Raw genomic sequence first — 23,617 nt, forward strand, 5'->3', positions numbered from 1 at the left:
TAATGGTTGACCTATCGATAAAAAAGCGTAAAAAATCGGTTAAATCTATCAGTTAATTTGTTTGTTGCGCTTTGCAGTCAACGAAGATGCGCATCTTGATGATCTGCTTGTTGAAGTTGGCCGTGACATCGACACTCTTTTTCGCCGGCACATCGACCCTGCGGTTACGCGGGGTTTCCGGGCCGTTATAGAACCTCACCCGGCACGAAGCGGCGGTGTCACCATAGTTGTTGAGCGTGATGGTGGCCATGTCGTGGGCGGTATCGTAGGCGGTGGTATCGAGCTTGATGCCCTCGGCCAGCTCCTTCTTCACCTCGATGGGGTAGGCGACCGCAGTCAGCGGCAGCATCGCCAGCAACGCAACAAAGTGTTTCTTCATTCGACGCTCTCCTTGAGAAGAGCGCCAGCTTAGGACAACAGGAGCCGAAGATGAAAGCGCCGCGCGTTACCCTGGATCAGTGGCGAACCCTGCAGGCAGTGGTCGATCATGGCGGCTTCGCCCAGGCCGCCGAAGCCCTGCACCGTTCGCAATCCTCGGTGAGCTACACCGTGGCGCGGATGCAGGATCAACTGGGCGTGCCGCTGCTGCGCATCGACGGGCGCAAGGCGGTGCTGACCGATGCCGGCAACGTCCTGCTGCGTCGCTCGCGGCAACTGGTCAAGCAGGCCAGCCAGCTGGAAGACCTCGCCCACCATATGGAACAGGGTTGGGAAGCCGAGGTGCGCCTGGTGGTGGACGCCGCCTACCCCAACGCGCGCCTGGTCCGCGCCCTGAGCGCCTTCATGCCGCAAAGCCGCGGCTGCCGGGTGCGCTTGCGCGAGGAAGTGCTGTCCGGGGTCGAGGAGGTGCTGCACGAAGGTATCGCCGACCTGGCCATCAGCAGCTTCAGCATCGCCGGCTACCTGGGCGCCGAATTGAGTGCGGTGGAGTTCGTCGCCGTGGCCCATCCGGAACATCCGCTGCATAGACTCGGCCGGGTGCTCAACTTCCAGGATCTGGAAAGCCAGTTGCAGGTGGTGATCCGCGACTCCGGTCGCTCCCAGCCGCGCGATGTCGGCTGGCTCGGCGCCGAACAGCGCTGGACCGTGGGCAGCCTGGCCACGGCCGCGACCTTCGTCAGCAGCGGCCTGGGCTTCGCCTGGCTGCCGCGCCATCTGATCGAACGCGAGCTGCGCGAAGGCGTGCTCAAGCCGCTGCCGCTGGACCAGGGTGGCAGTCGTCACCCGCTGTTCTACCTTTACTCGAACAAGGACAAACCCCTGGGCCCGGCCACGCAGATCCTCATCGAGTTGCTGCGCAACTTCGATACCGCGCCGCTGGACGTTCCCTTCGCCGCCCCGGCCCAAGCCTGACAGGTACCGCCCATGGCCCGCTTCGAACATGAAGGTTGCTCCCTGCACTACGAAGAATATGGCCAGGGCCAACCCCTGGTACTGCTGCACGGCCTGGGCTCCAGTTGCCAGGACTGGGAGCTGCAGATTCCCGAACTGGCCGCCCGTTATCGCCTGATCCTTCTCGACCTGCGCGGCCATGGCCGCTCCGACAAGCCCCGCGAGCGCTACAGCATCGCCGGCTTCAGTGCCGACCTGACCGCCCTGCTGGACCATCTCGACACAGGCCCGGTGCACTTCGTCGGCCTGTCCATGGGCGGCATGGTCGGCTTCCAGCTCGCCGTCGATCATCCTGAACGGCTGCGCAGCCTGACCATCGTCAACAGCGCCCCGGCGGTAAAGGTCCGGACCCGCGACGATTACTGGCAGTGGGCCAAGCGCTGGACCCTGGCCCGGGTCCTGCCCTTGCGGACCATCGGCAAGGGCCTGGCGGCTCGGCTGTTCCCCAAGCCTGAGCAGGCCGGGCTACGACAGAAGATGGCCGAACGCTGGGCTCGCAACGACAAGCGCGCCTACCTCGCCAGCTTCGACGCCATCGTCAACTGGGGCGTGGAGGAGCGCATCGGGCGGATTACCTGCCCGACCCTGATCATCAGCGCCGACCACGACTACACCCCGGTGGCGCTCAAGGAGCGATACACCGCACTGATTCCCGGCGCACGACTGGCGGTGATCGCCGATTCCCGGCACGCTACGCCGCTGGACCAGCCTCATGTCTTCAACCAGACCCTGCTGCAGTTCCTCGCTGCGGCTCCAACCACCTCTCAAGGATCATTGAGTACATGCTGAAGAAAATCCTCATGGCCGCCTGCTCGGTCGCCTTCGCTACCGGCGTCATGGCGTCGGACAAGACCCCGCACGTCGAACTGGTCACCAGCTTCGGCAAGATCGAGATCGAACTCAACGCCGAAAAGGCACCGCTGAGCACCAAGAACTTCCTGCAGTACGTGGACAGCGGCTTCTACAACAACACCATCTTCCATCGCGTGATCCCGGGCTTCATGGTCCAAGGCGGCGGCTTCACCGACCAGATGGTGCAGAAGGACACCAAGGACCCGATCCGCAACGAGGCCGGCAACGGCCTGATGAATACACGCGGCACCTTGTCCATGGCCCGCACCTCGAACCCGAACTCGGCCACCAGCCAGTTCTTCATCAACGTGGCCGACAATGATTTCCTCAACCCGGGCCGCGACGCCGGCTACGCGGTATTCGGCAAGGTGACCAAGGGCATGGAAGTGGTCGACCAGATCGTCAACTCACCAACCACCGTGAAGAAAGGCATGCGCGACGTGCCCGCCGATCCGGTCTATATCAAGTCGGCCAAGCGCATCGACTGACCGTGGTGTCACAGGGACGTGACCCCGCGGGCAAGGCGCCCGCCCCGACTACAGGAGTGCTGCATGCTGTTCCGTCGTTTCGAGCAGTTGATCGACATCTTCCGCGAGGCGCCCACCGCGGCGCCTCCTTCACGGGTCCTGCCCTTCTATCTCTACTACCTGCGCCAGGTCTGGCCGGCCTTCGTCGCCCTGATGGTGCTGGGCCTGATCGTCGCGCTGATCGAGGTGGCACTGTTCAGCTACCTGAGCCGGATCATCGACCTGGCCCAGGGCACTCCCAACGTCAACCTGTTCAGCGAGCACGCCGGCGAACTCATCTGGATGCTGGTGGTGGCGCTGATCCTCAGGCCGCTCTTCGTCGGCCTGCATGACCTGATGGTGCACCAGGCCATCAGCCCGGGCATGACCAGCATGATCCGCTGGCAGAACCACGCCTATGTGCTCAAGCAAAGCCTGAACTTCTTCCAGAGCGACTTCGCCGGGCGCATTGCCCAGCGCATCATGCAGACCGGCAATTCGCTGCGCGATTCGCTGGTGCAGGCCATGGACGCGCTGTGGCACGTGAGCATCTACGCCATCAGTTCCCTGGTGTTGTTCGCCGAAGCCGACTGGCGCCTGATGATCCCCCTGCTGACCTGGATCGCCTGCTACATCCTGGCGCTGCGCTACTTCGTGCCGCGGGTGAAGGAGCGCTCGGTGGTGTCGTCCGAGGCCCGCTCCAAGCTGATGGGACGCATCGTCGATGGCTACACCAATATCGCCACCCTCAAGCTGTTCGCCCACACCGATTTCGAACAGCAGTACGCGCGCGAGGCGATCCGCGAGCAGACCGAGAAGACCCAGCTCGCCAGCCGGGTCATCACCAGCATGGACGTGGTCATCACCAGCCTGAATGGCCTGCTGATCGTCACCACCACCGGCCTTGCCCTATGGCTGTGGACCCAGTCGCTGATCAGTACCGGCGCCATCGCCCTGGCCACCGGCCTGGTGATCCGTATCGTCAACATGAGCGGCTGGATCATGTGGGTGGTCAACGGCATCTTCGAGAATATCGGCACCGTGCAGGACGGCCTGGAAAGCATCGCCCAGCCGGTCAGCGTCAGCGACAGGCCGAACGCCCCGGCGCTGAAGGTCGAGCGCGGCGCGGTACGTTTCGAGAATGTCGACTTCCACTACGGCAAGAGCGGCAGCCGGATCATCAGCAACCTCGACCTGGATATCCGCCCGGGCGAAAAGATCGGCCTGATCGGCCCGTCCGGCGCGGGCAAATCGACCCTGGTCAACCTGCTGCTGCGCCTCTATGACCTGGAAGGCGGACGGATCCTCATCGACGGCCAGGACATCGCCGGGGTGACCCAGCAGAGCCTGCGCGGGCAGATCGGCATGATTACCCAGGACACCTCGCTGCTGCACCGGTCGATCCGCGATAACCTGCGCTACGGCAAGCCCGACGCCAGCGACGAGGAGTTATGGAACGCGGTGCGTGGTGCACGGGCCGACGAGTTCATCCCGCTGCTCAGCGACGCCCAGGGCCGCACCGGCTTCGACGCCCATGTCGGCGAGCGCGGGGTCAAGCTGTCCGGCGGCCAGCGCCAGCGCATCGCGATCGCCCGGGTACTGCTGAAGAACGCACCGATCCTGATCATGGACGAAGCCACCTCGGCACTGGACTCCGAGGTCGAGGCGGCGATCCAGGAAAGCCTGGAAACCCTGATGCAGGGCAAGACCGTGATTGCCATCGCCCACCGCCTTTCGACCATCGCCCGGATGGATCGCCTGGTAGTCCTGGAAAAAGGCCGGATCGCCGAGATGGGCAGCCATGCCGAACTGCTGGCCCAGCGCGGACTCTATGCCCGCCTGTGGCACCACCAGACCGGCGGTTTCGTCGGCGTCGATTGAACGGATCGTTCAGCCCTGTCGAAACGGCAGGGCCGAACGCGCCTCCTCTGCATAAGCCAGTACGCCGACACGCTCCTGACCCAGGAAATCCTCCACCGCCGTGCGCAGGCCCGGGTGCAGTAGGTAGTGCCAGGAGCGGGTGATCACCGGTTCGAAACCGCGGATCAGCTTGTGCTCGCCCTGGGCACCGGCATCGAAGCGCTGCAGACCTTCGGCGATGGCGTAGTCCATGCCCTGGTAGAAGCAGGTTTCGAAATGCAGGCGGTCGAACTCGGCCAGGCAGCCCCAATAGCGCCCGTAGAAGCTGTCACCAGCGACCAGGCTGAATGCCATCGCCACCTCGCGTCCGCCCTGCACGGCCATTACCACGCGGATCGCTTCGGGCATGCGCTCGGCCAGCAGGCTGAAGAAGTCACGGGTCAGATAGGGGGCGCGGCGACGTACCGCGTAGGTGTTGGCATAGCAGGCGTAGACGAAGTCCCACTGCGCCTCGCTCAGTTCGGCGCCGTGATACCAACGGAAGTCGAACCCCTGCCCCGCCACCTGCTCGCGTTCCTTGCGCATCTGCTTGCGCTTGCGCGACGCCAGGGCGTCGAGAAAATCCTGGAAATCCCGGTAGCCCTGGTTGCGCCAGTGGAACTGGCAGCCCAGGCGCTCCAGCCAGCCGTCGCGTCCCTGCAGGGTGGCGTCGGCGGCGGGGTCGGTGAAATTCACGTGCAGGCCGGACTGGCCCTGTTCCAGCAGTGATTCCTCGACCTTGTCCAGCAGCAGCGCCAGCGCCTGGGGCTCGCCGAGCAGGCGCGGCCCGCCGACCGGCGAGAACGGCACGGCGCACAGCAGTTTCGGGTAGTAGCCGATCCCGGCTCTGGCGCAGGCATCGGCCCAGCCATGGTCGAACACGTACTCGCCGAAGGAGTGGGTCTTGGCGTAGGCCGGCATGGCGGCCAGGACGTTGCCGCTGTCGTCGGCAAGCAGGCGGTGGGACGGGGTCCAGCCGGTGCGCGGGGTGACGCTGCCGCTGTCTTCCAGGCTGCGCAGAAACGCGTGGCGCAGGAACGGCTGGTCCGCCGGGACCAGGGCGTCCCAGGTAGCGGCATCGAGTTCGGCGAGGTGGTTCAGGATGAGCGTCGGCATTGCAGGAGTTTGCCGGGTTGTGTGCAGGAAAAGAAGATTTGTGTTGTAGCTGGTGGCCTCATCGCTGGCAAGCCAGCTCCCACAGGGTTCGCGTACCTGTGGGAGCTGGCTTGCCAGCGATGAGGCCCGGGAGAGCAACACAAGCCAAAAAAAAAACAGCCCCACCGAAGTGGGGCTGAACATTTAACGGATGAAGGAGCGTCGTTGCTTAGAACACGTACTGTGCGCGCAGTACGAAACCGTCGCCATCGTCGTCGCCATTGGCGTTCTGGGCGTTGTCGACCTTGGCCTTGATGTAGGTACCGCTCAGCTTGATCGACTCGTTGGCGTACCAGTTCAGGCCCAGGTTATGCACCTTGCCTTCGATGTCGCCAACACGGGCATAGGCGCCGTTGTCGTCCTCGGCTTCGATATGGTCGTAGCGGTAGAACACTTCCCAGGCACCGATCTGCTTGTTCTGCGGCTTGATCGCGTCGAACTTGCCGAGCTTGTAGCCACGGGCCTCGCCGGTAAGGGTGTAGGCCACCTGCGCGGTGTAACCGGTGGCCTTGATGTCCTGGTAGGCCGCGGCGTCAGCCTCGACCTTGCGCTTGAGGTATTCGCCCTGCACCGAGAACGGGCCGGTGGCGAAGGCAGCTTCCAGGCCCCAGGCGCGGTCGGTGTCGTAGGCGCCAGCCGGCGTGTTGTTGGCGCCAGCCAGGGTCAGGCGGTTGCCGTTGGTACCGGCATCCTGGCCGCCATCGGTGCTCACGCCACGCATGCCCAGGCGGCTGCGGATACGGCCGTCGAACGCGGTGTCGGACAGGTCGCGTTGCGCCACGTTCAGACCGAAGTGCAGGACGTTGCCGTCGCTGTGCAGTGGCGCAAAGACGCCACGGAAGTTGAACTGCTTGGTGCTGTCGCCATCCTTGTCGGCGTTGGTGGCGTCCTTGGCGAACACACCACCGGACAGGTAGACGGACTCACCGATGTTGCTCGAAGCCTGGATACCCAGGCCGCCGTTGTGGCTGTTGACCCAGTCGGCCAGGTCATAGGCTGCGGTGCGCTCCGGAGCGGTGACCCACTTGGAACTGGTGGCTTTTTCCAGGCCGAACTCGGGGTCGAAGCGACCGACCTTGATCGACACTGGCTTGAAGCCGTTGTAGGCCAGCGAGGCTTCGTCGAAGTAGCCGTCTTCGGAACGGTTGTCACCACCGGCGTTGTGGGAGAAGTCGTAGTTGACCTGGTAAGCCCAGTCGGTAGCCAGGACACCGCCGATCTCGAGGAAGGCGCGACGGAAGTAGCCAGCATCGGCGGTGTTGCCGTTGTTGGTGTAGAAGCCGTCGAAGCGGCTGTAGTCGGCCTGGAGACGACCACCGATCTTGAAGCTGTATTGCTTGTCAGTAGTAGCGACCTCGAGGCCACCTTTGGTCTTGACTACGATATCGGCGCCGTCGGTGGTCACGGTACCCGCGAAAGCCTGGGCGGTAACGGCCATGGCCAAGGCGCTGGCTACGAAACCTGCGAAGTGCTTACGGATCATCGATGAAGCTCCCCTAACGTTTTATGGTCTTGATTACGTTGAAAAAACACGCGGCCAGGGCCGCTTGTGCTGGGGAGGAATCTTGGCGGGGGTTATTTCAGATCAGTGGCTTTTATATAAATGTTTTGTGACAAGGGAACCTTTTTACTCCGAACAGGAATATGGCAAAACGCCTTGACGGGACGCCCGCCACCGTCCTGATCCCGCCCCGCCAACTGTCATGGTCCGGCGACCAGACAGTTCGGCGCGCAGCGCTCCGGCTGTACCGGTACATCCCTCCGCGCTCTTTCTAATCTGCACCCGTTCATCAGGCACGGACGCTTACAGGTAGCAACACCACCCCACCTAAAAGTGCAAGTTAGAAGGAGCACCAATTGAAAACTGATGAAACGGTCGTCGTCACCGGAGTGACGTCTGGCATCGGGCTGGCTTGCGCCAGAACGTTGCTAAGGCAGGGAAGCAAGGTTATCGGAATCGGCCGTCGTGAAGACCGCCTGAATGCATTGGCGGATGAATTCCACGGAAGTTTCCACCCTCTGCAGTGTGATGTTCGCGACAAACAGTCGTTGAATGAACGGATCAATGAATTACCCGAAGCATTTGCAACGATCAGCAAACTTGTAAATGCCGCCGGCCTGCTGCAAGGCCACGGCAAGTTACTGGATATCACGGACGAGCAGATTGCAACCATGCTCGATACCAATGTCCACGGCTTGATCAACGTGACCCGTGCGCTATTGCCGAGGCTGATCGCCAGCGGCCAGGGCCACGTGGTCAACCTGAGTTCGATCGGGGCCCATGTGCATTACCAGGGCGGCCATGTGTACGCCGCCTCCAAGGCCTTCGTCGACCATTTCGGCCGCTGCCTGCGCACCGAACTGGTGGGCAGCCGGGTACGCCTGACCACCATTGCGCCGGGCAAGACCCGCTCGGAGTTCGCCCTGGTGCAGAACGAAGGCGACCAGGCCCGCGCCGACCAGGTGTACAGCAGCCTGACCCCGCTGCAACCGGAAGATGTCGCCAACGCGGTGGTCTGGGCCCTGCGCCAGCCACCCCACGTGAATATCAACCTTATCGAACTAACGCCTGCTGACCAGGAACTTTCGTATCGGTGATGCCATGAGCCAATCTCTCGCGAAGTATTACGTCAGAAACAAACTTACCCATAAGTTGATCAGCAAGCGCGTGTTGTCGCCGATCTCGCTATCGCAACAACCACCGGCCGATCTGGTCAAGGCATTGTGCATTGAAGAAGAAGTGTCCCGGCTGTCCGCCGTCTATGCCAACTTCCAACGCGAAGATGATGAACAGACCGGACTTCCACGCTATATGCCGTTCTACCGTTTCATTCAGTCGAAGTTCCCGGGCTTTCAATGGCAAGTTCGCAATGACGAAGGCCGCAAGACCCTGATTCTGGATAAACCCTATATCAACCAAAGCCGTCCGTCGTTGCTCAACCTGCTGCTCTGCGCCGTCAACGACAACACGGTAACCACCCCGGCGCTGAAGGTTCGCTACCCGGCCATGACAGTGCTGCCGGACGCCCTGGTGATCGACCTGGAGAAAGCCTTCGAGCGCCTCTCCTTCACCACCTCGGCGCCGCACTTCATGGCCCGCTTCGCCGAAACGCTGGCCAAGGGCCTTGCCGGTGAACCCATCACCTTGGTCTCGCCGGTCTGCCCGGACTACGGCTACGAAAGCAAGAACGGTCGCCTGCGCTACACCTTCGAGCACCTGGGCGAGGGCATTGGCCTGGTCGCCGGGCGGGTGGTCAAGACCTTGCCGGTGCTGCAAGCGGTCCTGAAGAAGCACGGTATCGATGCGCGCATCGCGGTCGGCGCCGGCGACTTCGAAGGCTTCGACGCCTCGACCCTGAACCGCCTCAAGGAAACCCGCGAGGGCTTCGCCCGCAAGCTGCGCATCAGCCAGCAGAAGATCCTCGACATCCTCGGCCCGGACACCGAGTCGATCATGATCGCCGAGGCCGCCGGTGGCGAAGCGCAGTGGCGCGCCATGACCGCCGATGCCGAGCAGCGCCTGGCCAGGCGCGACAACGGCTGCATCGTCGACAGCGACCTGGACTACGGGGCGATCTTCAATGCCCGCCTGCCGCTGTACCAGGCCTGGCACCAGCAGCGCAGCAACGAGGAACTGATGCAGATCCTCTACGCCCAGGGCGCCGAATACGCGGCCATCGGCAAGGTGTTCGCCGCGCAATGGCAGAACCCGATCGTGATCGGTGCCGACCATAACCGCATGCAGCCGTTCTACTGGTTGTACAGCGACATCCCGGTCCTTTACCTGACGCGGGTGTACTGATGAACCAGCACGACAACGCCACCCATTACTGCCAGTACGGGCCGCAGGGCAACCTGCGCGCGGCCTACGCCCGGCTGCCGTTCCAGCCGCTGTGGACCTGGCTGACCGGCAAGGGCCAGGCGCAACCGGCCGACGTGCTGAAGCAACGGATGGAGCAGACCGGCGAGCGCTTCCTGCTGGCCCACCTGCTGTTCACCTGGGCCGTGATGATCGGCCTGGTGCTGCTCGGCAAGGCGGTGCTGGAAGGCGCTTTCCACCCGCTGCTCTCGGTGCTGCTGGTGCTTGCGGCCTGGGTGCTGATGGTCAACCGCCTGCGCAGCATGCAGGCGACCTTCCATTACCTGACCCACGGCGCGGTGCTCAAGGACAAGGCGCGGGCCCAGCGTTACGCGCGGCTGTTCCTGAGCACGCCGCTGCTGTACCAGGACTGGGACACCTACAACCAGAGCCATGTCCGTGAACACCACAATATCCATGTGCTGTGCACCGACATCGACCCGGACCAGCGTTTCATCCAGGCCCAGGGCTTCTACCCGGGCATGCCGGAGCTGGCCTACTGGTGGCGGGTGATCTGCACGCCGTTCCGTCCGGCCTACCTGCTGCGCCAATGGCGCGCGACGCTGCATGACTGCTTCGTGCGCCCGCCACGGGACGAAGTGCGCTTTCGCCTGGCGTTCTGGGCGGTGCTGCTGGTGCTGCTTTGGGCCACCGATAGCCTGATGGCCTTCGCCCTGATCTACGGGATCCCGCGGGCAGTGCTGTTCGAGCATTCGATGTGGTTGCAGCTGTTCACCGAACACCTGTGGTTCTACCAGCGCGAGGATGGCCGGGCCGACAAGCCGCATTACGGCCGCCTGACCTGGGGCCGCTTCCAGGGCCGCACGCCGCCGAGCGGTGGCGTCGTCGCCTGGAGCACGTGGCTGCTCAAGGCACTGCTGCTGGATGTACCGGTGCGCCTGTACGTGTATCCGCAGGACCTGCCCAACCACGACGCCCACCACCGTCGCCCGAACGTGCATTACCGGCATATCGCCAACTACCGCGCCAGCATCGAAGGCCAGCCTTCGAGCTACGGCCCCTTCCTCGAAGTCTGGGGCTTCATGGCCGGCCTGTACCTGATTCGCGACCACATGTGCCGCGGCGTGCGCGAGCCTTTCGGCCCGCTGCACACCGAGGCTACCCAACCCCAAGACACGCTGTACCCCACGCCCAGTTCTCAAGGAGCCTGATCATGCAAGAGACGATTCAAGCGGCAAGCCAGCAACTGAACAGCACCGCCTACGCAGCCCTCAACGCTGCCCAGCTGTTCTCCCGGGAAGACCTGGCCTACATGGAAGAAGCCTGCCAGGTGATCCCCAAGACCATCATCGAGATCGGTGACGTGGGCGAGCAGAACTTCCTCTCGGTCGGCCGTTTCATGGAAGACCAGAAAGGCCAGTTGCCGGTGTACCGCAACGATCCGTGGGGCAAGCGCGTGGTGGAGATCCTCTCCTCCGGCAAAAGCCGCGAGTTCTTCAACGGCATCATGGGCGAAGAGTGCTTCATCCGCCGTTGCCAGGCCAACCAGCTGGAAGCCGGCAACTTCATCGGCAAGCACATCGACACCTACAGCAACCTGGAGTACCGCTACTCGGTGGTGATCCAGTTCGGCAAGGACTACGGCGGTGGCGAGTTCTTCGTTGACTACGAAGGCAAGGAGCACCAGCTCAAGACCGGCTATGCCGATGTGCTGATCAACCGCTGCGAGATTCCCCACGGCGTGCGCAAGGTGGAAAGCGGGACGCGCACCTCCCTGGTGTTCTTCCTCAGCACCAGCCCGCTGGACAAACCGAACCTGAACAACAAACAGATCTGACCGGCGTGCGCATCCGCCCATGACGGGCGGATGCCTTACCGGTAAAGCCACAAGGAACCGCTGCAATGACGCAAAGTACAGTCGCCAGTTTTCAAGACACCAAGAACCAGGACCTGCAGGCCTACTTCCTCGGCCTGATTTCCGTCGCCGCCTTCGCCATGACCCTGCCGGCGGCGAAGATGCTCGCCGGCGACCTGAGCGCCCTGCAGGTCGGCTTTTTCCGCTCGGTACTGGCTGCGCTCGCGGCGATTCCGTTCCTGATCATCGGCCGGGCGAAACTGCCCAACGGCTCGCAGATCAAGCGCATGCTGCTGACCTCCACCGGCATCGTCTACGGTTTCCCGATCCTCACCGCACTGGGCATGCAGTACGTGCCGGTGAGCCACGGCGGCGTGGTGCTGGCAGCCTTGCCGCTGTCCACCGCGATCTTCGGCACCCTGATCACCGGCACCCGGCCATCGAAAATGTTCTGGCTGGTGTCGAGCCTGGGCTTCCTCACCGTGTTCGCCTACACCGTGATCAAGTCCGATGTGAAGGACATCTACATCGGCGACCTAGCCCTGCTCGGCGCCGTGGTCCTGGCCGGCTTCGGCTACGCCCAGGGCGGTGCGCTGTCCAAGGAACTGCCAGGCTGGCAGGTCATGTGCTGGACCCTGGTGGTCAGCCTGCCGGTGCTGCTGCCGGTCAGCCTGTACCTGTATGACGGCGAGACCATCGCCAACCTGCCCGGCCAAGGCATCGCCGCATTGCTGTTCCTGGCCCTGATCAATTCGCTGCTGGGCTTCTTCTCGTGGAACCGCGCCATGGCCCTGGGCGGCATCCAGCGCATCAGCCAACTGCAGCTGCTGCAACCCTTCTTCACCTTCGCCTTCTCCATCTGGCTGATGGGCGAAGCCTGGAACTGGCTGACCCCGGCGGTGTGCGCCATCGTCATCGTCCTGGTCTGGCTGTCCAAGCGACTCTGAACATTTGCGCGTGTCGGGCGACCGGCACGCGCCTTTTTATCCCGCAACAGACGGAAACATCGAGATGAGTGCTCCGAGTTTTTTCCGCCCCGGCAGCGAGCCGCCGGACACCCCCACGCACTGCATTGCCCGCTACGTCGATGGCGTACTGGGCCTGTTGGCACTCAAGGCCGACGAACAAGTGCTGGATATCGGCTGCGGCGACGGCTGCCTGAGTGCGCAACTGGCCAGCCAGGGCGCCGGGGTGGTGGGTTTCGACATCAGTCCGGAGCGGGTGGTGGCAGCTCGCGCCCGCGGTCTCGATGTGAAGCGTGGCAATGCCGAGGAGCTGTATTTCCATCAGGAGTTCGATGTGGTGTTCAGCCATGACGCCCTGCACGAGATGCACCAGGCCAATGAAGTGGCCATCGGCGCCTTCATGGCGCTCAAGCCGGGCGGACGCTTCGTCGGCGAGTTCCCGGGCAGCGGCCATGCCGCGCTGATCCGTCGCGCCCTGCACGGCGCACTGGAACGCCGCTCGATCGACGGCAGCGAACTGGAGCGCTGGTACCTGCCCGGCGCCCATGAGTACCAGCAGGTGCTGGAGCAGGCCGGATTCCATGTCAGCCATATCAGCTGGTTCGAGCAACCGCTGGTGCTGGATGTGCCGATCGCGCAGTGGATCAATGAATGCTGTGGTCACTTCCTGCAGGTGGTACCAGCGCCGATGCGCACGGCTTTCCTTGACGAGGTAACGGAAGACCTGGTCCGCGACCTGCAGGACAGCAGCGGACGCTGGACCGTGGATGCGACGCGCCTGCGGTTCAAGGCACACAGGAAGGCCTGAGCCATGGCCAACACTTCAATCAGTCGAAGCGGGATCAACGTTATGCCCATGCAAACCAATGGATTGGCGCTCAAGTCATTTTATGCCGACAGCCGGATCTGGTCGGGCAAGGATGGCAAGCCGCTGTACTGGATCGACGATCTGAGCCTGACCGTGAACGGCATGGAGATCCTCGAGGATTCCTTTATCCCGACCCTGGGCGACAACGACGTGGTGCAGATCCTCAACGGGGTGATCTATTCCTATGAGGACCTGGGACAGGTGAGTACCTTCGCCGATTACTTCAAGCGCTGGCAGTTTCGCTGCATAGATGGTCAGCGACAAATTGTCTGAAACGAATGTCGTTGCAATGACTGACATTCAAGCGGATGTACTGGTCGTACCCGCGGGTGTTGCTGAACAGTGAACCCGGGGCCAAGAAGATCCGCGCATCGTGCGCCTCTTCGATCAGGCGGCGAAGATCCACGTGCGCAGGGAAGCGCGCCCAGATAAACAAGCCCTCCACCACGCCCTCGTCGATTTCCACCCCCACTTTGGTCAGCCAGTCGCGCGCGCGGATGCGTTCGTGCATCACCCGCTGGCGCAAGGCATCCAGATGATGCTGGTAGCGCCCGGACTCCAGGGTATAGGCCACGATGGTCTCGTCCAGCGACGAGCCGCACAGCACGTTGTACATCTTCTGCTCCACCAGGCGCTCGACGAAGACCGGCGGGGCCACAACGTAGCCCAGGCGCAGCGCCGGGCTGAGCACCTTGCTGAAACCGCTCAGGTAGAAGGTCCGGTTCCATTCGTCGAGGCTGCTCAGGCGCAGCGTCTGCTTGGTGCACAGGGCGCCGAAGATATCGTCCTCGACGATATGGAAATCGTATTTCTGCGCCAGCGACAGGATGCGGAAGCCCTTGGCCGGCGAGGTGTTGCCGCCGGTCGGGTTATGGATCAGGGTCTGTGTCAGGAACAGCTTGGGCCGGTATCTGGCGACCATTTCCTCCATCACTTCCAGGTCCGGGCCATCGTGGGTGCGTGGCACGGTGATGATGTTGAAGTCGCGGTCCTTGATCAGCTTGAGCTGCAGCAGCAGGTAGCTGGGGTCCTCGACCAGCAGGTAATCCCCGGGCTCGAGCATCATGTTGCGGATCAGCGAGAACGCGTGGGTAGCGCCGATGGTCACCACGATCTGGGTGCTGGAGGCATTGATCTGCAGCTCGCGCAGCTTCTTGGCGATCACCGAGCGCAGCTCCTGACTGCCGGCGGCCGGGGCCGGGACGCTGCAGGACAGGGTATTGCGGATCAGCCGTCCTGTGACCGACGCCGGCACCGCATCGGCCAGCCACGAGGGCGGCAGGTAACCGGAGCTGACCGGGAAATCGTATTGCGAAGGGTCCAGCGCACGGTACAGGAACCCGGCATGCAGGCTGGAGGGCGGGATCATCCGCTCGGCGTCCTTGCCGGTGTCGGCGGGGCCGGAAGCGAGGATGTAGTAGCCGGCACCCGGGCGCGACTCGATGATCTGCCGGGCCACCAGGTCTTCATAGGCGCTGCTGACCGTGAAGATACTCACGCCCAGCTGTTTGGACAGAGCCCGGACCGATGGCAGGCGGCTGCCGCGGACCCACTGGAAGGCCTCGATGCGGCTGATGATTGCGTTGCGAATCTGGTCCACCAACAGCACTTTGCTGTTGCGATCTATCTCGAACATTTTGCTTAACCCTGCTGAAACCGATACCGCTTCGAAAGCTTATGGCTTTTTGCCGGCAGATTACACCAGTCCTCCTGGATTCCGGATCAATGACGCTTCATGCGTTGTCCACACGGCCCTCATCGCTGGCAAGCCAGCTCCCACAGGGATTGCATGCACCACAAACCCTGTGGGAGCTGGCTTGCCAGCGATGAGGCCGCCAGCAACAACATAGATGCCTGGGGAGATCAGCGCTTGCGCAGGATCACGCTGCCGATGGAATAACCGGCACCGAACGAACTGAGCACGCCCAGCGCGCCCCTGGGCAGGTCATCCTGGTGGCTGTGCAGGGAAATCACCGAACCCGCCGAGCTGGTGTTGGCATAACGGTCGAGAATCACCGGGGCTTCTTCCTCCAGCGCGTCACGGCCCAGCAGCTTCTTGACGATCAGCTGGTTCATGCTCAGGTTGGCCTGGTGCAGCCAGAACCGCTTCACGTCGCTGACGTTGAGGTTGTTTTCCGCCAGGTGCGTGCCGATCAGTTCGGCCACCATGGGGCAGACCTCACGGAACACCTTGCGGCCTTCCTGGACGAACAGCTTGTCCGGCGCGCCGATGCCCTCTTCCGCTGCACGGTTGAGGAAGCCGAAGTTGTTGCGGATATTGTTGGAGAACTGGGTCAGCAGCTTGGTGCTGACGATCTCGAACTGATGCGCCGAGGTGGCCAGGTCGGCGCGCTCGACCAGCACGGCGGTGGCGGCGTCACCGAAGATGAAGTGGCTGTCGCGGTCGCGGAAGTTGAGGTGGCCGGTACAGATTTCCGGGCTGACCACCAGCACCGAGCGGGCCTGGCCCAGTTGCACGCTGTTGCAGGCGACCTGGATGCCGAAGGTCGCCGAGGAACAGGCGACGTTCATGTCGAAGCCGAAGCCGTTGATGCCCAAGGCCTGTTGCACCTCGATGGCGATGGCCGGGTACGGACGCTGCAGGTTGGAGCAGGCGACGATGACCGCATCGACGTCGGCGGCAGTGCGCCCGGCGCGTTGCAGCGCCTGCTCGGCGGCGGCCACGGCCATCTGGCAGAGGATCGACGGCTCGTCGTTGCTGCGCTCGGGCAGGCGCGGCTTCATGCGCTGCGGGTCGAGGATGCCGTCCTTGTCCATGACGAAACGGCTCTTGATCCCCGAGGCCTTTTCGATGAAGGCCGCGCTGGACTCGGCCAGGGCCTGGACCTCACCGCGCGCGATAGCCTCGGCGTTGTCGGCGTTGAATCGGGCGACGAAGGTGTTGAAGGATTCCACCAGCTCTTCGTTGGAAATGCTGTTGGCCGGGGTGTACAGGCCAGTGCCGCTGATGACGACGTTATGCACGATCGATCCTCTGTTGGGTTCTTCGAGTTGGCACCAAGGTACCAGCTTGCAAATGCAACGACCCCTTGGGGCAGAGCCATTGCCGGCTGTTCGGGTGTCGGTTGCCGCGACCGGAACGGGCGTCCGGTCGCGGTAAATGCTGCCAAGTGTGCCACAACTGCGCCGGTCAGGCTTCCACCTGGCTCCATTGCTTGCCCAGGCGCTTGTCGGAAATCGGCACCTTGGTCCCCAGTTGCTGGGCGAACAGCGAGACCCGGTATTCCTCCAGCCACCAGCGGTACACCTGCAACTGCTCGTCGCGCTTGCCTTCCTGGGCATGCTTGTCGGCGCGGGCCTTGTATTGCGCCCAGAGGTTACCCAGCTCGCCACTCCAGACCCGGTCCTTCTGCACCTGCGCGCCAAGTTTTTCCAGGCGCAGTTCGATCGCCTTCAGGTAGCGCGGCAGTTCCTTGAGCCACAGGCCCGGCGTCTCGCGGACGAAGCCCGGATAGACCAGGTTGCCAAGCTGCTGCTTGATATCGTTGAGCGCTACCGCCTGGGCCAGGTCGATCTTGCCCTTGAAACGTTTCTGCAGGCCGTGCCACAGCTTGAGAATTTCCAGCACCAGCCGGGCCAGGCGCTCGGCATGCCCGGTCCAGTCGCCGCGCTTGCGTTCGGCCAGCGAGGCCAGCGCCGCACCGTCACGTGGCAAGGTGCTTTCGCCCTCCAGCACGCAACTGTCGAGGCTGGCCAGGAGGATGTCCTCGACCAGCGATTCGACGCGCCCCAGCTCGCGATAGAGAAGGCCCAGCTCGGTCAGGCCCGGCAGCTTGCCGCGCAGGAACTTCGCCGGTTCGGCCAGTTGTTGCAGCAGCAGGCGCTGCAAGGCGCGGCGATGCTGGAAGGTGGCCTCGGCCTGGGTCGAGAAGCGCCCTTCCTTGACCGTACCGCCCTCTTCCACCAGCGCCGGGTAGACCGTCATCGACAGCCCGGCGATCTTCTGCTGGGCGGTCTGCTCGACCTTGCCGAAGCCCTTGGCCTCCACTGGTTTCTGGGTTTTTTCCGACTGCGGCACGGCCAATGCGGCCTGGCTGGCCGCGGCAAAGCGGGCGGTCAGTTCGGCCAGGTCGCGGCCTTCGCCGAGGAACTTGCCCTGCCCGTCGACCACCTCGATGTTCATCTTCAGGTGGTTTTCCACCTGCTCTGCCGCCTCGGCCCAGGCTTCGTCGCTGACCCGCGCGCCGGTCATGCGCAGCAGCTCGCGACCGAGGGCCTGGGGCAGCGAGCCCTCGGCGAAGGTCATGCGCGCCAGCGCCGCCTTGACGAAGTCCGGCACCGGCACGAAGTTCTTGCGCAGGGCCTTGGGCAGGTTGCGCACCAGGGCAATGCACTTGGCTTCCAGCAAGCCCGGTACCAGCCATTCTAGGCGCTCGCCCGGCAGGCTTGGCAGCAAGGGCGCCGGCACCCTGACGGTCACGCCATCACGGGCATGGTTGGGCTCGAAGTGATAGCTCAGCGACAGCTTCAGGTCACCCAGGCGCAAGGTGTCGGGGTACTGCGCGGCGGTGACTTCGCTGGCCTCGCGGGCCAGCACGTCCTCGGCGCGCATGATCAGCAGCTGCGGGTCTTTCTGGCTGTTGACCCGGTACCAGCTGTCGAAGGTGGCGGTCTGGTGGATCTCCGCCGGCAGGCGCGCCTCGTAGAAGCCGTAGAGGGTTTCTTCGTCGGCGAGGATGTCGCGGCGCCGGGCCTTGGCTTCCAGTTCGTCGAGTTCCTCCAGCAGCTTTCTGTTGGCCGCCAGGCACTTGGCGCGGGAGTTGATTTCGCCGCCCACCAGGCCCTCGCGGATAAACAGCTCGCGGGAGGCATGCGGATCGATCGGCCCGTAATGCACCGGACGCCGGCCGACCACGATCAGGCCGTACAGGGTGACCTGCTCGAAGGCCACCACCTGGCCGCGCTTCTTCTCCCAGTGCGGCTCGAAGTGGTTTTTCTTCAGCAGATGGCCGGCCAGCGGCTCGATCCAGTCGGAATCGATCTTCGCCACCATGCGCGCGTAGAGCTTGGTGGTTTCTACCAGTTCGGCGGCCATGATCCATTGCGGGCGTTTCTTGCCGATGCCCGAAGACGGATGCACCCAGAAGCGCCGCTGGCGGGCGCCGAGGTAATCGCCTTCCTCGGTCTTCTGGCCAATCTGGCTGAGCAGGCCGGAGAGGATCGCCTTGTGCAGCCGCGGGAAGTCCGCCGGTTCCTTGTTGATGCCCAGTTGCAGGTCACGGCAGATCAGCCCGAGCTGGCGATGGGCATCGCGCCACTCGCGCAGGCGCAGGTAGTTGAGGAAATTCTTGCGGCACCAATTGCGCAGCGGGCTGGAGGTCAGTTCCTGGCGCTGCTCCTCGAAGCCGCGCCACAGGTTGACCAGCGCGGCGAAGTCGGAATCGGCGTCCTTCCACTGCGCGTGGGCCTGGTCGGCAGCCTGCTGGCGCTCCGGCGGACGCTCGCGCGGGTCCTGCACCGACAGGGCGCTGGCGACGATCAGCACTTCCTGCAGGCTGCCCTGTTTCGCGCCTTCGAGCAGCATGCGGCCCAGCCGCGGGTCTACCGGCAGGCGCGCCAGTTGGCGGCCCAGCGGGGTCAGCTGGTTCTCACGGTTGACCGCGGAGAGTTCCTGCAACAGGTTGAAGCCATCGCTGATGGCCTTGCCATCCGGCGGCTCGATGAAGGGGAAGGCGTCGATCTCGCCGAGGCGCAGATGGAGCATCTGCAGGATCACCGCGGCCAGGTTGGTGCGCAGGATTTCCGGGTCGGTGAAGGCCGGCCGCGCGTTGAAATCCTCTTCGCTGTACAGGCGCACGCAGATGCCGGGTTCGACCCGGCCGCAACGGCCCTTGCGCTGGTTGGCGCTGGCCTGGGACACCGCCTCGACCGGCAGGCGCTGGACCTTGGCGCGATAGCTGTAGCGGCTGATGCGCGCGGTACCGCTGTCGATCACGTAGCGGATCCCGGGCACGGTCAGCGAGGTTTCCGCGACGTTGGTCGCCAGTACCACCCTGCGCCCCGGATGGGACTGGAAGATGCGCTGCTGCTCGGCCGGCGACAGGCGCGCGTACAGCGGCAGGATCTCGGTATGGCGCAACTGCGCCTTGCGCAGCACCTCGGCGGCATCGCGGATCTCGCGTTCGCCGGGGAGGAACACCAGCACATCGCCCGGGCCCTTGCCGACGCTGCGCTCGTGGGCGGCGATCTCGTCGAGGGTGGCAAGGATCGCCTGGTCCACGGTGAGGTCGTCCTCGACCCGGTTGCCCTCCTCGTCCTGCTCGCTGGTCAGCGGGCGGTACCAGGTTTCCACCGGGAAGGTGCGGCCGGACACCTCGATGATCGGCGCATCGTCGAAGTGCTTGGAAAAGCGCTCCAGGTCGATGGTCGCCGAGGTGATGATCACCTTCAGGTCCGGGCGGCGGGGCAGCAGGGTCTTCAGATAGCCGAGGAGGAAATCGATGTTGAGGCTGCGCTCGTGGGCCTCGTCGACGATGATCGTGTCGTAGCGTTCGAGGAAACGGTCGTGCTGGGTTTCGGCCAGGAGGATACCGTCGGTCATCAGCTTGACCAGGGTATTGGCGTCGCTCTGGTCCTCGAAGCGCACCTGGTAGCCGACCAGCGCGCCCAGCGGCGTCCCCAGTTCTTCGGCAACCCGGCTGGCGACGCTGCGCGCAGCGATCCGCCGTGGCTGGGTATGGGCGATCAGGCCGAACTGGCCGCACCCCAGCTCCAGGCAGATCTTCGGCAACTGGGTGGTTTTCCCCGAGCCGGTCTCGCCGGCAATGATCACCACCTGGTTTTCCGCTACCAGCTTCTTGATCTCGTCGCGCTTGGCGGCGATGGGCAGGCTGTCGTCGTAGCGCACCGTGGGCACGCTGGCCTTGCGCGCCACGGCCTGGTCGCAGGACGCCTGGACCCGCTGCGCCCACTGGGCCAGCTTCGCATCGTCGGGACGCTTGCGCAGTTCGTGGAGTTGCCGGCGCAGGCGATGGCGCTCGGCGATCATGGCGTGATCGAGGTTTTTCAGCAGTTGCCCAATGGCGGCGTTCTGGTCAGTCATGAGGCCTTTGGCGGCGCAGGCGTGTCCTGCGGGAGATGATCGGCTTGGAATAGCGGGGGATTGTCGCAGATTTGCCGATTGTAGGCATCGCCGATAACCCTGTGGGAGCTGGCTTGCCAGCGATGAGGCCTGCCTAGGCAAAGATGTTGCCTGGTCAGGCCCTATCGCTGGCAAGCCAGCTCCCACAGGGGTTCTGTGTTGAGCACACTAAGTTTAGTGAGAGCTTGACTGAAGTTACACAAACACCAATTTAATGAACCATCGCCAGCATGGGAGTATCAAGGCATGACTTTGTCCACCAGCATGCCCCGCCCCCACCAGGCCCCTTCGTTCCCGAAGGTGCGGGCCCGTCGCGGGGAAAACCCGCTGGTGCATGTCATCCTCGCTTTCTGGGCCCTGTGGCATTGCCGTCACGCCCGCCCGCCAGATACCGCTCTCGCCTGACCGATAACCCTGGCCGTGCTCTTGCATCGGCCTCCTTGTCGATTCCCAGCGCGCCCTCATGGCGCAAGCGAGAACACCCATGCACTTTGCCCCCATCGAGCAGGCCCGCGCGTTCCTGGACGCCAATCCCGATATCGAAATGATCGAGCTGTTTATCCTCGACGCCAACGGCGTGCCACGCGGCAAGCTGTTGCACCGCGAGGAACTGCTGGCGGTCTACGAAAGCGGTCGCCCCCTGCCAAGCACCATCCTTGGCCTGACCCTGCACGGCGCAGACGTGGAAAACTCCGGGCTGGTGTGGGATGTCGGTGATATCGACTGCCGTGCCTACCCGCTGGAGGGCAGCCTGGTGCGCCTGCCGTGGCGACAGATCCCCACTGCCGCGCTGCAGGTCAGCATGCACCCGGAACAGGGCTTGCCCGCTGCCAATGCCGATCCACGCCATGTGCTGCTGCGGGTGATCGATGCGCTGAAGGCCGACGGCTATCACCCGGTGATGGCCTGCGAGCTGGAATTCTATCTGCTTGACCAGAAACGCGACGGCAATGGCCGCCCGCAACCCGCTCTCGACGCCGATGGCGGGCGCCCGCGCAGTACGCAGGTCTATGGCCTGCGCGAGCTGGAGCAGATCGAACCCTTCCTTGCCGACCTGTATGCCGCCTGCCAAAGCCAGGGCATTCCGGCGCGCACGGCGATTTCCGAGTATGCCCCCGGCCAGGTGGAAATCACCCTGGAGCACGGCGATGCCCTGCTGGCCATGGACCAGGCCGTGCGCTACAAGCGCATCGTCAAGGGCGTGGCGCACAAGCACGGCATGCAGGCCTGCTTCATGGCCAAGCCCTTCGCCGAGCTGGCCGGCACCGGCATGCACCTGCATGTGAGCCTGGCCGATGCCGAGGGCAACAACCTGTTCGCCAGCGAAGACCCGGCCGGCACGCCGCTGCTGCGCCAGGCAGTGGGAGGCATGCTCGCCGCGCTGCTCGATTCGTTGCTGCTGTTCTGCCCCAACGCCAACTCCTACCGGCGCTTCCAGGCCAACAGCTACGCGCCGCTGGCTCCAACCTGGGGCATCGACAACCGCACCGTAAGCCTGCGCGTGCCCGGGGGCCCGGCGCCGACCCGGCATATCGAACACCGCATCTGTGGCGCCGACGCCAACCCCTATCTCGCCGCCGCTGCGCTGCTCGGCGCGGTGCACCACGGCCTGCGCCAACAACTGGATCCGGGTGCGCCGGTGGAAGGCAACGGCTATGCCCAGGCCACCACCTTGCTGCCCACCGACTGGCTCAGCGCCCTCACCGCCCTGGAGCGCTCGAGCTGGGCCCGGGACACCCTGGGCCAGGAATTCCTCGGTGTGTACCTCGCGGTCAAGCGTGCCGAATACCGCCAGTTCATGGCCGAAGTCGGCGAACAGGACTGGCGCTGGTACCTGACCCAGGCCTGAACCCTTTCTCTTTTTTCGAAGGACCCGAAACATGAATGCAGCCCTGAACCACGGCAGCGCCCAGCGCGCCGCGTCCTATTACAGCGCCACCCTCAACGATGCCTCCCAGTACCCGACCCTGGAAGGCACGGTAGAGGTCGATGTGGCGATCATCGGTGGCGGCTTCACCGGTGTCGCCAGCGCCGTCGAGCTGGCCGAGCGCGGCCTGAAGGTCGCCATCGTCGAGACCAACCGCATTGGCTGGGGCGCCAGCGGACGCAATGGCGGGCAGGTCACCGGCAGCCTGTCGGGCGACGAAGCGATGCGCAAGCAGATGCGCGCCCGGCTGGGCGACGACGTCGACGATTTCATCTGGCACCTGCGCTTTCGCGGGCACCAGATCATCGAGCAGCGGGTCGAGCGCTATGGCATCGATTGCGACCTCAAGCGCGGTCACCTGCATGCGGCGATGAAGCCATCGCACATGAATGAACTCCAGGCCTTCGCCAGCGAAGCCCAGCTTCGGGGCATGGGCGACCAGGTGCAGTTGCTCGACCGTGAAGGCGTGCGCCGCCACCTGGATTCACCGCTCTACCTCGGCGCGCTGAAAAACCTGCGCAACCTGCACCTGCACCCGCTCAATCTATGCCTGGGCGAGGCCCGTGCGGCCCACAGCCTGGGCGCGCTGATCTTCGAGAACTCGCAAGTGCTGGAGATCGTCCATGGCCCGCGCCCGGCGGTGGTTACCGCCAAGGGCCGGATCGAAGCGAAACAGGTGATGCTCGCGGGCGATGTCTATCACAAGCTGGAAAAGCGCCAGCTCAAGGGCAAGATCTTCCCGGCCATGGGCGGCATCGTCACCACCGCGCCGCTGGGAGACCTGGCGCGCCAGCTCAACCCGCACGACCTGGCGGTGTACGACTGCCGCTTCGTGCTCGACTACTACCGCATGACTGCCGATGGCCGCCTGCTGTTCGGCGGTGGCGCCAACTATTCGGGACGGGATTCGCGGGATATCGCCGGGGAACTGCGGCCCTGCATCGAGCGCACCTTCCCGGTGCTGAAGGACGTGCCGATCGAGTTCCAGTGGAGCTGTGCGATGGGCATCGTGGTCAACCGCATCCCGCAACTGGGCAAGCTCTCGGAGAATGTCTGGTATTGCCAGGGCTACTCGGGGCACGGCATTGCCACCAGCCATATCATGGGCGAGATCATGGCCGAAGCGATCACCGGGACGCTGGAGAAGTTCGACACCTTCGCCGGCTGCAGCCACGTGCGGGTACCGATGGGGGATCTGCTGGGGAATCCGCTGTTGGCGGCGGGATGTGGTACTACCAGATGCTCGAGAAATTGCGTTGATCTTTCGGGCTTCATC

At 63.9% G+C, this 23,617-nt stretch carries 19 protein-coding genes and 1 pseudogene; 14 read left to right on the forward strand and 6 right to left on the reverse strand.

The genetic code is table 11. The features are described from left to right. Positions 1-52: 52 nt before the first annotated feature. Positions 53-379 (reverse strand): hypothetical protein, encoded by a 327-nt coding sequence (locus CSV86_RS17390; protein ID WP_009405167.1) that lies wholly within the window; start codon positions 377-379, stop codon positions 53-55. 50 nt (positions 380-429) lie between these two features. On the opposite strand from CSV86_RS17390, the gene CSV86_RS17395 reads away from it, so the two are divergent. The 4 genes from CSV86_RS17395 (at position 430) to CSV86_RS17410 (ending at position 4,631) form a co-directional block, all read left to right on the forward strand. After that, a complete protein-coding gene (locus CSV86_RS17395) occupies positions 430-1,353 on the forward strand; it encodes a PA3225 family LysR-type transcriptional regulator (RefSeq protein WP_009405168.1) in 924 nt (307 codons plus the stop codon). Between the two features lie 12 nt (positions 1,354-1,365). Further along, positions 1,366-2,181 carry an alpha/beta fold hydrolase gene (locus CSV86_RS17400; protein WP_009405169.1) on the forward strand — a complete coding sequence of 272 codons (816 nt, stop codon included), beginning with the start codon at positions 1,366-1,368 and terminating at the stop codon, positions 2,179-2,181. After that, positions 2,175-2,732, forward strand: coding sequence for a peptidylprolyl isomerase A (locus CSV86_RS17405; RefSeq protein ID WP_009405170.1), 558 nt, complete (start codon positions 2,175-2,177; stop codon positions 2,730-2,732). Before CSV86_RS17400 ends, CSV86_RS17405 begins: the two co-directional genes overlap by 7 nt. A 63-nt stretch (positions 2,733-2,795) precedes the next feature. After that, positions 2,796-4,631, forward strand: a complete 1,836-nt coding sequence (locus CSV86_RS17410; protein ID WP_009405171.1) for an ABC transporter ATP-binding protein — start codon at positions 2,796-2,798, stop codon at positions 4,629-4,631. Between the two features lie 9 nt (positions 4,632-4,640). Here CSV86_RS17410 and CSV86_RS17415 read toward each other — a convergent pair whose 3' ends face one another. After that, positions 4,641-5,765 carry a GNAT family N-acetyltransferase gene (locus CSV86_RS17415; protein ID WP_009405172.1) on the reverse strand — a complete coding sequence of 375 codons (1,125 nt, stop codon included), beginning with the start codon at positions 5,763-5,765 and terminating at the stop codon, positions 4,641-4,643. 208 nt (positions 5,766-5,973) lie between these two features. Continuing rightward, positions 5,974-7,287, reverse strand: a complete 1,314-nt coding sequence (locus CSV86_RS17420; RefSeq protein ID WP_009405173.1) for an OprO/OprP family phosphate-selective porin — start codon at positions 7,285-7,287, stop codon at positions 5,974-5,976. Positions 7,288-7,661: 374 nt separating this feature from the next. On the opposite strand from CSV86_RS17420, the gene CSV86_RS17425 reads away from it, so the two are divergent. The 7 genes from CSV86_RS17425 to CSV86_RS17455 all read left to right on the forward strand — a co-directional run bounded on the left by CSV86_RS17425 (position 7,662) and on the right by CSV86_RS17455 (position 13,585). Then, a complete protein-coding gene (locus CSV86_RS17425; RefSeq protein ID WP_037061793.1) occupies positions 7,662-8,402 on the forward strand; it encodes an SDR family NAD(P)-dependent oxidoreductase in 741 nt (246 codons plus the stop codon). Positions 8,403-8,406: 4 nt separating this feature from the next. After that, positions 8,407-9,606 carry a hypothetical protein gene (locus tag CSV86_RS17430; RefSeq protein WP_009405175.1) on the forward strand — a complete coding sequence of 400 codons (1,200 nt, stop codon included), beginning with the start codon at positions 8,407-8,409 and terminating at the stop codon, positions 9,604-9,606. Further along, positions 9,606-10,835 carry a hypothetical protein gene (locus tag CSV86_RS17435; RefSeq protein ID WP_009405176.1) on the forward strand — a complete coding sequence of 410 codons (1,230 nt, stop codon included), beginning with the start codon at positions 9,606-9,608 and terminating at the stop codon, positions 10,833-10,835. The genes CSV86_RS17430 and CSV86_RS17435 overlap by 1 nt, the downstream gene beginning before the upstream one ends. A 2-nt stretch (positions 10,836-10,837) precedes the next feature. Beyond that, positions 10,838-11,461: a 2OG-Fe(II) oxygenase gene (locus CSV86_RS17440; protein ID WP_009405177.1), complete on the forward strand. Its 624-nt coding sequence runs from the start codon at positions 10,838-10,840 to the stop codon at positions 11,459-11,461. A gap of 65 nt (positions 11,462-11,526) precedes the next feature. Then, positions 11,527-12,426: a DMT family transporter gene (locus CSV86_RS17445; protein ID WP_009405178.1), complete on the forward strand. Its 900-nt coding sequence runs from the start codon at positions 11,527-11,529 to the stop codon at positions 12,424-12,426. A 64-nt stretch (positions 12,427-12,490) separates the two neighbouring features. After that, entirely contained in the window at positions 12,491-13,252 is a 762-nt protein-coding gene (locus tag CSV86_RS17450) for a class I SAM-dependent methyltransferase (RefSeq protein ID WP_009405180.1), read from the forward strand. 42 nt (positions 13,253-13,294) lie between these two features. Further along, complete coding sequence (locus CSV86_RS17455) at positions 13,295-13,585, forward strand: hypothetical protein (protein WP_158467721.1); 291 nt, start codon at positions 13,295-13,297, stop codon at positions 13,583-13,585. On the opposite strand, the gene CSV86_RS17460 is transcribed toward CSV86_RS17455, so the two are convergent. From CSV86_RS17460 to hrpA, 3 genes are all read right to left on the reverse strand, one after another. Continuing rightward, positions 13,536-14,948: an aminotransferase-like domain-containing protein gene (locus tag CSV86_RS17460; RefSeq protein ID WP_009405184.1), complete on the reverse strand. Its 1,413-nt coding sequence runs from the start codon at positions 14,946-14,948 to the stop codon at positions 13,536-13,538. The genes CSV86_RS17455 and CSV86_RS17460 overlap by 50 nt on opposite strands. A 227-nt stretch (positions 14,949-15,175) precedes the next feature. Beyond that, complete coding sequence (locus CSV86_RS17465; RefSeq protein WP_009405186.1) at positions 15,176-16,297, reverse strand: beta-ketoacyl-ACP synthase III; 1,122 nt, start codon at positions 16,295-16,297, stop codon at positions 15,176-15,178. Positions 16,298-16,463: 166 nt separating this feature from the next. Continuing rightward, positions 16,464-20,375, reverse strand: coding sequence for an ATP-dependent RNA helicase HrpA (hrpA, locus tag CSV86_RS17470; protein ID WP_009405188.1), 3,912 nt, complete (start codon positions 20,373-20,375; stop codon positions 16,464-16,466). A gap of 285 nt (positions 20,376-20,660) precedes the next feature. Here hrpA and CSV86_RS17475 point away from each other — a divergent pair, with 285 nt between their 5' ends. The 3 genes and pseudogenes from CSV86_RS17475 (at position 20,661) to CSV86_RS17485 (ending at position 23,601) form a co-directional block, all read left to right on the forward strand. Further along, entirely contained in the window at positions 20,661-20,819 is a 159-nt protein-coding gene (locus tag CSV86_RS17475; protein ID WP_170394921.1) for a hypothetical protein, read from the forward strand. A gap of 79 nt (positions 20,820-20,898) precedes the next feature. Then, complete coding sequence (locus CSV86_RS17480; protein ID WP_009405192.1) at positions 20,899-22,263, forward strand: glutamine synthetase family protein; 1,365 nt, start codon at positions 20,899-20,901, stop codon at positions 22,261-22,263. Between the two features lie 31 nt (positions 22,264-22,294). Beyond that, a pseudogene (locus CSV86_RS17485) lies at positions 22,295-23,601 on the forward strand (NAD(P)/FAD-dependent oxidoreductase). Positions 23,602-23,617 lie beyond the last annotated feature (16 nt).

The organism is Pseudomonas bharatica CSV86 (assembly GCF_000319305.2).
GTDB lineage: Bacteria > Pseudomonadota > Gammaproteobacteria > Pseudomonadales > Pseudomonadaceae > Aquipseudomonas > Aquipseudomonas bharatica.

What these genes read in the sequence shown, in the direction of transcription:
- CSV86_RS17390 (WP_009405167.1), bottom strand. Translation starts at nt 379, where the DNA reads ATGAAGAAACACTTTGTTGCGTTGCTGGCGATGCTGCCGCTGACTGCG.
- CSV86_RS17395 (WP_009405168.1), top strand. Translation starts at nt 430, where the DNA reads ATGAAAGCGCCGCGCGTTACCCTGGATCAGTGGCGAACCCTGCAGGCA.
- CSV86_RS17400 (WP_009405169.1), top strand. Translation starts at nt 1,366, where the DNA reads ATGGCCCGCTTCGAACATGAAGGTTGCTCCCTGCACTACGAAGAATAT.
- CSV86_RS17405 (WP_009405170.1), top strand. Translation starts at nt 2,175, where the DNA reads ATGCTGAAGAAAATCCTCATGGCCGCCTGCTCGGTCGCCTTCGCTACC.
- CSV86_RS17410 (WP_009405171.1), top strand. Translation starts at nt 2,796, where the DNA reads ATGCTGTTCCGTCGTTTCGAGCAGTTGATCGACATCTTCCGCGAGGCG.
- CSV86_RS17415 (WP_009405172.1), bottom strand. Translation starts at nt 5,765, where the DNA reads ATGCCGACGCTCATCCTGAACCACCTCGCCGAACTCGATGCCGCTACC.
- CSV86_RS17420 (WP_009405173.1), bottom strand. Translation starts at nt 7,287, where the DNA reads ATGATCCGTAAGCACTTCGCAGGTTTCGTAGCCAGCGCCTTGGCCATG.
- CSV86_RS17430 (WP_009405175.1), top strand. Translation starts at nt 8,407, where the DNA reads ATGAGCCAATCTCTCGCGAAGTATTACGTCAGAAACAAACTTACCCAT.
- CSV86_RS17435 (WP_009405176.1), top strand. Translation starts at nt 9,606, where the DNA reads ATGAACCAGCACGACAACGCCACCCATTACTGCCAGTACGGGCCGCAG.
- CSV86_RS17440 (WP_009405177.1), top strand. Translation starts at nt 10,838, where the DNA reads ATGCAAGAGACGATTCAAGCGGCAAGCCAGCAACTGAACAGCACCGCC.
- CSV86_RS17445 (WP_009405178.1), top strand. Translation starts at nt 11,527, where the DNA reads ATGACGCAAAGTACAGTCGCCAGTTTTCAAGACACCAAGAACCAGGAC.
- CSV86_RS17450 (WP_009405180.1), top strand. Translation starts at nt 12,491, where the DNA reads ATGAGTGCTCCGAGTTTTTTCCGCCCCGGCAGCGAGCCGCCGGACACC.
- CSV86_RS17455 (WP_158467721.1), top strand. Translation starts at nt 13,295, where the DNA reads ATGCCCATGCAAACCAATGGATTGGCGCTCAAGTCATTTTATGCCGAC.
- CSV86_RS17460 (WP_009405184.1), bottom strand. Translation starts at nt 14,948, where the DNA reads ATGTTCGAGATAGATCGCAACAGCAAAGTGCTGTTGGTGGACCAGATT.
- hrpA (WP_009405188.1), bottom strand. Translation starts at nt 20,375, where the DNA reads ATGACTGACCAGAACGCCGCCATTGGGCAACTGCTGAAAAACCTCGAT.
- CSV86_RS17475 (WP_170394921.1), top strand. Translation starts at nt 20,661, where the DNA reads ATGACTTTGTCCACCAGCATGCCCCGCCCCCACCAGGCCCCTTCGTTC.
- CSV86_RS17480 (WP_009405192.1), top strand. Translation starts at nt 20,899, where the DNA reads ATGCACTTTGCCCCCATCGAGCAGGCCCGCGCGTTCCTGGACGCCAAT.